Raw genomic sequence first — 8,691 nt, 5'->3', positions numbered from 1 at the left:
ATGGCTCATGATGTCCCTCTGGGATGCGCTCCGGATGAATATGATGATCTCATATCAGGAACTTGTTCGCACCTTCCTTAGATCTCTACGGCAAAGTAGATGGTCTGCACTATTTCTCCGATGACAAAGGTAACGACGGCGACCAGACTTACATGCGTCTTGGCTTCAAGGGTGAAACTCAGGTCAACGACCAACTGACCGGTTACGGCCAGTGGGAATATCAGGTTCAGGGCAACACCACTGAATCAGATAACCAGTCCTGGACGCGTGTTGCGTTTGCGGGCCTGAAATTTGCGGAAGCCGGTTCCTTTGATTACGGTCGTAACTACGGCGTGATCTACGACGTAACCTCATGGACCGATGTTCTGCCGGAATTCGGCGGTGACACCTATGGTGCAGATAACTTCCTGCAATCCCGTGCTAATGGCGTAGCAACTTACCGTAACCAGGACTTCTTTGGTCTGGTGGATGGTCTGGATTTTGCCCTGCAGTATCAGGGTAAAAACGGCAGCGTAAGCGGTGAAAACGATACGGGTCGTAGCACCCTGAAACAGAACGGCGACGGTTACGGCGCGTCTGTAACCTATAACCTGGGCGCTGGCTTCAGCCTGGGTGGCGCAATGTCCTCTTCTAAACGTACTGCTGATCAGAACGACACCACTAACCTGGCTCTGAAAGGCGATGGCGATCACGCTGAAGTGTACACCGGTGGCCTGAAATATGACGCAAACAACGTCTATCTGGCTGCACAATACTCTCAGACCTATAACGCAACCCGTTTTGGCGATTCCCAGACAAGCCGCAGTGATGCGATCTACGGTTTTGCTAATAAAGCGCAGAACTTTGAAGTGGTTGCTCAGTACCAGTTCGACTTTGGCCTGCGTCCATCCGTGGCGTACCTGCAGTCTAAAGGCAAAGACATCGAAGGTTACGGCGATCAGGATCTGCTGAAATATGTTGATGTAGGTGCGACTTACTACTTCAACAAAAACATGTCTACCTACGTGGACTACAAAATCAACCTGCTGGATGACAACACCTTCACCAAACAGGCTGGTATCGGTACTGATGACATCGTAGCACTGGGTCTGGTTTACCAGTTCTAATCCCGTTTCAGTATTACAGAGGGGCCATTAGGCCCCTTTTTTCTTGCATTTTATAGGGTCTTACAATTGGCCCGTTTTGGTGTACTCTTGCCGCCCTGGCATGAGGATAATAACGAATGGACATGATTTTTTTACGCGCCAGCTTTCTGGCTACCCTTTTTTTTCTGACAGCATGCGACTCTTCTACGCCTCCCGCAAAAACGGACGCGCCAGCGGCGACAGTTCTGGAAGGCAAGACAATGGGGACGTTTTGGCGTGTCAGCGCCATTAATCTTAGCGATGATCGGGCAAATGAGTTGCGTGGCAAAATTCAGTCACAGCTGGATGCCGACGATCAACTGCTTTCAACCTATAAAAACGATTCTGCGCTGATGCGCTTTAACCTGTCCAAAAGCACCTCCCTCTGGCCGGTGAGTGAAGCGATGGCCGATATCGTGACCGAAGCGATGCGCGTGGGCTATAAAACCAATGGTGCGATGGATGTTACCGTTGGGCCGCTGGTCAATTTGTGGGGATTTGGTCCCAACAAACAGCCCATCAAGACACCTACACAGGCGCAAATTGATGACGCCCGCGCAGTGATCGGGTTACAGCACCTGACGGTGATGAATCAATATGGGCAACAATATCTCCAAAAAGACATCCCTGATTTGTTCGTCGATCTCTCAACCGTAGGAGAGGGGTATGCGGCTGATCATCTTGCTGCATTGATGGCCCAGGAAGGCATTTCGCGTTATCTGGTGTCCGTGGGGGGCGCACTCGTAAGCCGGGGTCTGAATGCGAGTGATAAGCCGTGGAGAGTGGCGATTCAAAAGCCGACTGACCAGCAAAATGCGGTTCAGGCGATTGTGGATATTAATGGCCACGGAATCAGCACATCCGGGAGCTACCGTAACTATTACGAGCTCGATGGCAAGCGCATTTCCCATGTAATCGATCCGAAAACGGGCCGCCCTATTACGCATAATCTGGTCTCGGTGACGGTGATCGCCCCGACAGCTCTGGAAGCGGATGCCTGGGATACCGGGTTGATGGTGCTTGGTCCGGACAAGGCAAAAGAAGTGGTTCGTCAGGAAGGGCTGGCGGTCTACATGATCACCAAAGAGGGAGACAGCTTTAAAACCTGGGCTTCGCCGCAGTTTAAAAGCTTCCTGGTGAGCGAATAAAATTAAAAAGCAAGGTTGCGGGTTTTTGTTCAGTGGCATTCAGGCAAGGTGTGAGTATGCTTGTAAAAGGAGCTGATGATGAAGAACCCAACCTTTAATTCCGATGAGGATCGCTGGCAGGCAGTTCAGACCCGCGATCCGAGTGCAGACGGTCAGTTTGTTTTTGCCGTGAAGACGACCGGTATTTTTTGCCGTCCATCTTGTCGTGCTCGCCATGCCCTGCGTAAAAATGTCTGCTTTTATTCTGATGCCCGGCAAGCCGTACAGGCTGGATTTCGCCCCTGTAAACGCTGTGTGCCTGACAAGATTGACCCGCAAGAACGCAAACTGGCGATAGTGGCAAAAGCATGCCATCTACTGGAGCAGGAAAAGACGCTGACGCTGGAGGCATTAGCCCGGCAGGTCGCCATGAGCCCGTTTCATTTCCATCGTCTGTTTAAATCCGTAACGGGAATGACCCCAAAGGCCTGGCAGCAGGCGGCTCGGGAGCAACGTCTGCGCGCGGCGCTGGCTCAGGGCGAGAAAGTCACGGATGCCGTTTTGGCCGCAGGGTTTCCAGATAGCAGCAGTTATTACCGTCAGGCAGATGGGGCTCTGGGCATGACGGCGAAGCAGTATCGTAAAGGAGGGCGCGATGTGCCAGTTCGTTATGCCATCAGCGATTGCAACCTGGGTCGATGTTTGGTGGCGGAGAGCGAGCGAGGCATCTGCGCAATATTGCTAGGGGACGATGACTCGCTGTTATCAGACGAACTGTTATCCTTGTTCCCGCAGGCAGAGCGCGAACCTCTGGACGGTGCATTTGCCCGACGCGTCCGGCAGGTGATGACCAGCCTCGACGATAATGCGACGCCGCTGACCTTACCGCTCGATATTCGTGGTACAGCTTTTCAGCAGCGGGTCTGGCAGGCGCTACGCAGTATTCCCAGTGGTGAAACGGCAAGTTATCTTCAGGTGGCGCAAGCGATCGGCAACCCCGGTGCTGTCCGGGCCGTTGCAGGTGCTTGTGCTGCCAATAAACTGGCCATTGTGATCCCATGTCACCGTGTTGTGCGAAGCGACGGTGCACTGTCAGGCTATCGTTGGGGGACGGCGCGTAAGGCGCTGCTGCTGAAACGCGAGGCGAAAAACCCGGAGGGATAATGCTCGATCTTTTTGCCGATGCGGAACCCTGGCAGGAACCGCTCGCCCCAGGGGCCGTAATCCTGCGCCGCTTCGCCTTGTCGCGTGCGGCGGTGCTTTTCGACGGCATCAACGCGGTAGAGGCGGTTTCACCGTTTCGCCATATGATCACCCCTGGTGGCTACACCATGTCGGTTGCGATGACCAATTGTGGAACACTTGGATGGAGCACTGATGAACACGGGTATCTGTATTCACGCTACGATCCTGTGACCGGAAAACCCTGGCCGCCGATGCCTTCGGTATTTGAGCTGCTATGTCACGATGCCGCCGCTGCGGCGGGTTATTCGGGTTTTCATCCTGATGCTTGCCTCATTAATCGCTATGCTGTAGGCGCAAAACTCTCCCTGCATCAGGACAAAGATGAACCAGACCTGCGTGCACCGATTGTTTCTGTCTCGCTTGGGCTGCCTGCCATCTTTCAGTTTGGGGGAGCACGGCGCAGCGATCCGCTTAAACGCCTGATGCTTGAACACGGGGATGTCGTGGTGTGGGGCGGAGAATCACGGCTGTTTTACCACGGTATTCAACCCCTCAAACCCGGCTTTCACTCGCAGTCGGGGGCATTTCGCTTTAATCTGACCTTCAGACAGGCTACGTATAGCGAATAAAAATAAGAATTATTCTTGATGTGAGCGTAAGGCAGTTTACACTGCTGGCTGTTTTTATTGCCCGGATTGCTCAGTATGCAACTACTTCTCCTTGTCTGGCGTCAGTACCGCTGGCCCTTTATTGCCGTTATGGCGCTCAGCCTTGCCAGTGCCGCGTTGGGTATTGCTCTTATCGCCTTTATCAATGTGCGCCTGATTGAGATGGTTGATACCTCTTTGTCCGTCTTGCCAGAGTTTCTGGGGCTGCTGCTGCTGTTAATGGCCGTGACGCTGGGATCACAGCTGGCATTAACTGTGCTCGGACACCATTTCGTCTATCGCCTGCGTAGCGAGTTTATCAAACGTATTCTGGATACACAGGTAGAGCGTGTTGAGCAGCTTGGGAGTGCTTCTCTGCTGGCAGGGTTAACCAGCGATGTTAGGGCGATAACCATTGCCTTCGTGCGTTTGCCCGAGCTGGTCCAGGGGATCATTTTAACCTTTGGGTCGGCGGCGTACCTGGCCTGGCTCTCCACCAAAATGTTGGCGGTGACGGCGCTGTGGATTGTGATCACCATCTGGGGCGGTTATATGCTGGTGGCACGGGTGTACAAACATATGGCGGTGCTGCGTGAAACCGAAGATAAACTCTACAACGATTATCAGACGGTGCTGGAAGGCCGCAAAGAGCTAACGCTGAACCGCGAACGTGCTGAACATATCTTTAACCATCTTTATATCCCGGATGCGCGGGAATACCGTCACCACATTATTCGTGCCGATACGTTCCACCTGAGTGCGGTGAACTGGTCCAATATTATGATGCTGGGCGCGATTGGTCTGGTGTTCTGGATGGCTAACAGCCTGGGCTGGGCAGATACGAACGTGGCGGCGACGTATTCGCTGACGCTGCTGTTTTTACGCACCCCGCTGTTATCTGCCGTGGGCGCGTTGCCGACCTTGCTGAGTGCACAGGTGGCTTTCAATAAACTCAAAAAATTCGACCTTGCACCGTTTAAAGCAGAATTCCCTCGTCCACAGGCGTTCCCGGACTGGCAAACACTGGAGCTGCGCAATGTGATGTTCCACTACCAGGATAATGCGTTCTCGGTCGGACCGGTTAACCTGACGATTAACCGTGGTGAGTTGTTGTTCCTGATTGGGGGCAACGGTAGTGGGAAGTCAACGCTGGCTATGTTGTTGACTGGGTTATATCAGCCGCAATCGGGTGAAATTCTGCTCGATGGTCAAGCCGTTAGCGTGGAGAAACCGGAAGATTATCGCAAGCTCTTCTCAGCGGTATTCACTGACGTCTGGCTGTTTGATCAACTACTGGGACCTGAAGGACACCAGGCCAATGCTGCCCTGGTCGAGAAATGGCTGGCGCATCTGCAAATGGCCCATAAGCTTGAGTTACACGATGGCAAGATCCTGAATCTCAAACTCTCTAAAGGGCAGAAAAAGCGCGTGGCATTGCTTCTGGCGCTTGCCGAAGAGCGTGACATTATCTTGCTGGATGAGTGGGCTGCCGATCAGGATCCGCATTTCCGTCGTGAGTTTTATCAGGTATTGCTGCCGTTGATGCTGGAGATGGGCAAAACTGTTTTTGCTATCAGCCATGACGACCACTACTTCATTCATGCCGATCGCCTGCTCGAAATGCGTAATGGGCAGCTCAGCGAGCTGACGGGTGAAGAGCGCGATGCTGCGTCGCGTGATGCGGTGGCGCGAACGGCCTGATGATTCTCTCCGACCCTCTCCCATTGGGAGAGGGTGCTATATCTCGCTATTCGCCGTTTTTTTGCCCATTCCTTTGGCATGTTTATTCTTATTTACATATCCCCGCGCTATGCTTAGTTCCATCTCATTTCATGGATATATGATTGATGTCGGTAATAAACAAAAACAGCGCAAGGTTGCGCGATCAGGAGCGTGCCCGACTTATCTGGCTGCTCACGACCGATAAAGCGGTTACCTCCGCGTTGTTGGGCAAATTGACCCTGGCTGAGCAATATGATGTCGGGACGCTGTCCGACGATATTGCTGAGGTTGGTGCGCTGGTTGCCCATTTACCCCCTCCTGATTTAGCCGATACGCTCGAAGCACTCCCTTCAGAAGAGCGTCATGCCCTGTGGCGCCTGGTGCAGGATCATGAACGGGGCCAGGTCCTGCTGGAAGCCTCAGAAAACGTCTGGGACGATCTCATTGATGAGATGAGCGACCGCGACATTCTCGATGCACTACAAACGCTGGATATTGATGAGCAGATCTACCTTGTTCAGCATTTACCGCGAAATCTGACGGGACGCTTGCTCGCATCGCTTCCCGCAGATGAACGTGCGCGCGTGCGCCAGGTGATGAACTATGAGAAAAACAGTGTCGGCGCGATCATGGAGTTTGGCGTCATCATGGTTCGCCCGGATGTGACGCTTGGTACGGTGCAGCGCTACCTGCGTCGTCTGGGTAGCATGCCGGATAACACCGATAAGCTGTTTGTCACCTCGCGGGATAAAACCCTGCTCGGCGAGCTGGAACTGAAAACCATCCTGCTGAACAGTACCCAGCGGCTGGTGAGTGAGGTGATGGAAACAGAGCCCATGGTTTTCTCCCCGGAAGATGATGCGGAAAAGGCAGCCCGAACCTTCGAACGTGACGACCTGGTGAGTGCGGCGGTGGTTGATTCCGTAGGAAAGCTGATGGGGCGTTTGACCATCGATGAGATCGTTGATGTAGTTTACGAGGAAACCGATAACGATTTGCGTGCCCTGGGCGGGTTAAGCGCAGAAGATGACGTACATGCTTCTGTCGGTAAAGCTGTGAAAACGCGCTGGGCATGGCTTGCCATTAATCTGTGTACGGCATTTATTGCATCGCGCGTCATTGACGGATTTGAACACACCATTTCACAACTGGTGGCGCTGGCGTCTCTGATGCCTATTGTTGCGGGGATTGGTGGGAATACCGGTAATCAGACCATCACCATGATCGTCCGTGCACTGGCCCTGGAAAATATCCAGCCCGGTAACTTTACCTTCCTGATCTTCAGAGAGATGGGCGTTGCGCTGATTAATGGTCTGGTGTGGGGCGGTATTATGGGCGGCATTACCTGGTGGCTTTACGACGATATGGCGTTAGGCGGGGTGATGATGCTGGCGATGGTGCTGAACCTGCTGGTGGCTGCCATGATGGGGGTGATTATTCCCCTGACGATGACCAAACTGGGGCGCGACCCCGCAGTGGGGTCGAGCGTGATGATTACCGCGATTACCGATACCGGTGGGTTCTTTATTTTCCTTGGTCTGGCAACGATTTTTCTTTTATAGCCAAGACGTTACGCTTAAGGCGTGCGGGAAGGATAACCATGACAATAATCCCACCCAGCACGCCAATGGCCAGATTTCCGGTAGAAACAGTTGCTGCAACAGTGACCAGCATGACGAGCGTTTCGGCCACGGGCGCACCTTTCATTTTGGCAGGTTGAAGGCTATGCCAGTTGAAGGTTTTGAAGGCCACAATGGCCATGATTCCGGCCAGAACGGCCATCGGAATTTTTGCCATCACATCACTGAGTGATGTCACCAGTATCAGCAGGACGATGCCTGCGGCAATCGTTGAAATACGACTCCGGCCTTTCCCCATCTCAACGTTGACAATGGTTTGTCCAATCATTGCACAACCCGCAATTCCACCGTAAAAACCAGACAGAATATTCCCGACACCCAGCCCGGTACTTTCGCGGCGTTTGCCTGATGGTGTGGCCGTCAGCTCATCCACCAGTTTTGCTGTCAGCAAAGACTCCAGTAAACCGACAAAGGCAATACTGAGAGCGCAGGGCCAGATAATAACGAGCGTATCCAGATTCAGTGGTACAAGCAACGGGGTCAGACCTGGCAGACCACCGCTCATTGAACCTTCATCGCCCACGGTTGGCAGCGTTTGGCCGCTTAACACGGTAAATAGTGTGAGTGCAACAATAGCGATCAGAGGGGAAGGGATGTTTTTTATATAGCGCGGGATCCACAGCACAATCAGCAGTGTCAGCATGAACAGGCCCACAATCAGCGGGCTGTTACTCCAGAAATGGGGAACCTGTGCAATGAAAATCAATATTCCCAGTGCGTTAACAAAGCCAGTCATTACCGACTGAGGAATAAATCGCATTAACCGCGCCATACCCAGTATGCCGAACAGGATTTGGATAGCTCCAGCCAGTAACACGGCAGGCAAAATGTACTGCACACCATGCTGATGAACCATAGGACCTATCACCAGCGCGACAGAACCCGCAGCTGCGGTCACCATTGCCGGACGGCCACCAAGCACAGAAAGCACCAGGCAAAGTACCACCGAGGCAATCAGGCTTACTTTAGGGTCAACGCCCGCCACCACGGAAAATGAGATCACTTCAGGAATCAGTGCCAGGGCGGTAATCACCCCGGCCAGCGTTTCACGCATCATGAGTGTGGGAGAGCGCAGCACGATGGCAACGCGGCCTTCGTTGGAGGCTGGAGTAGAAGAGTGTGGTAATGACATAACAATTCGCAGGTTAGGGCAGGCTTCCGTGCGCGCGATCACAAAGTGCAGCATAGTAGCCAGAAAACGGCTGTTTTGCCAGCCGCATCCCTCAATCCCATACAAACAATCCAT

The 8,691-nt window shown here is 53.2% G+C and carries 6 protein-coding genes and 1 pseudogene; 6 read left to right on the top strand and 1 reads right to left on the bottom strand.

Going from position 1 to position 8,691, the window contains the following annotated elements; translation table 11 throughout:
• Positions 1-74 precede the first annotated feature (74 nt).
• The 6 genes and pseudogenes from GF617_RS08010 to mgtE all read left to right on the top strand — a co-directional run.
• A pseudogene (locus tag GF617_RS08010) lies at positions 75-1,106 on the top strand (porin OmpC); the annotation flags it as partial.
• A gap of 116 nt (positions 1,107-1,222) precedes the next feature.
• Complete coding sequence (apbE, locus tag GF617_RS08005; protein WP_203451456.1) at positions 1,223-2,272, top strand: FAD:protein FMN transferase ApbE; 1,050 nt, start codon at positions 1,223-1,225, stop codon at positions 2,270-2,272.
• A gap of 78 nt (positions 2,273-2,350) precedes the next feature.
• Positions 2,351-3,415, top strand: a complete 1,065-nt coding sequence (ada, locus tag GF617_RS08000; RefSeq protein WP_181623809.1) for a bifunctional DNA-binding transcriptional regulator/O6-methylguanine-DNA methyltransferase Ada — start codon at positions 2,351-2,353, stop codon at positions 3,413-3,415.
• Positions 3,415-4,065, top strand: a complete 651-nt coding sequence (alkB, locus tag GF617_RS07995; RefSeq protein WP_203451455.1) for a DNA oxidative demethylase AlkB — start codon at positions 3,415-3,417, stop codon at positions 4,063-4,065. The genes ada and alkB overlap by 1 nt, the downstream gene beginning before the upstream one ends.
• Positions 4,066-4,140: 75 nt before the next feature.
• On the top strand, positions 4,141-5,784 hold the full coding sequence (locus tag GF617_RS07990; protein WP_203451454.1) for a multidrug ABC transporter permease/ATP-binding protein: 1,644 nt from the start codon (positions 4,141-4,143) through the stop codon (positions 5,782-5,784).
• 146 nt (positions 5,785-5,930) lie between these two features.
• Positions 5,931-7,367, top strand: a complete 1,437-nt coding sequence (mgtE, locus tag GF617_RS07985; RefSeq protein WP_181620183.1) for a magnesium transporter — start codon at positions 5,931-5,933, stop codon at positions 7,365-7,367.
• Here mgtE and GF617_RS07980 read toward each other — a convergent pair.
• Positions 7,330-8,631: a SulP family inorganic anion transporter gene (locus GF617_RS07980; protein ID WP_203451461.1), complete on the bottom strand. Its 1,302-nt coding sequence runs from the start codon at positions 8,629-8,631 to the stop codon at positions 7,330-7,332. The genes mgtE and GF617_RS07980 overlap by 38 nt on opposite strands.
• Between the last annotated feature and the right edge of the window lie 60 nt (positions 8,632-8,691).

Source organism: Lelliottia sp. RWM.1 (assembly GCF_016859735.1).
Lineage (GTDB): Bacteria > Pseudomonadota > Gammaproteobacteria > Enterobacterales > Enterobacteriaceae > Enterobacter.
This window is presented reverse-complemented; position numbering and strand designations above follow the sequence as displayed.

What these genes read in the sequence shown, in the direction of transcription:
- GF617_RS07990 (WP_203451454.1), top strand. Translation starts at nt 4,141, where the DNA reads ATGCAACTACTTCTCCTTGTCTGGCGTCAGTACCGCTGGCCCTTTATT.
- apbE (WP_203451456.1), top strand. Translation starts at nt 1,223, where the DNA reads ATGGACATGATTTTTTTACGCGCCAGCTTTCTGGCTACCCTTTTTTTT.
- ada (WP_181623809.1), top strand. Translation starts at nt 2,351, where the DNA reads ATGAAGAACCCAACCTTTAATTCCGATGAGGATCGCTGGCAGGCAGTT.
- alkB (WP_203451455.1), top strand. Translation starts at nt 3,415, where the DNA reads ATGCTCGATCTTTTTGCCGATGCGGAACCCTGGCAGGAACCGCTCGCC.
- mgtE (WP_181620183.1), top strand. Translation starts at nt 5,931, where the DNA reads ATGTCGGTAATAAACAAAAACAGCGCAAGGTTGCGCGATCAGGAGCGT.
- GF617_RS07980 (WP_203451461.1), bottom strand. Translation starts at nt 8,631, where the DNA reads ATGCTGCACTTTGTGATCGCGCGCACGGAAGCCTGCCCTAACCTGCGA.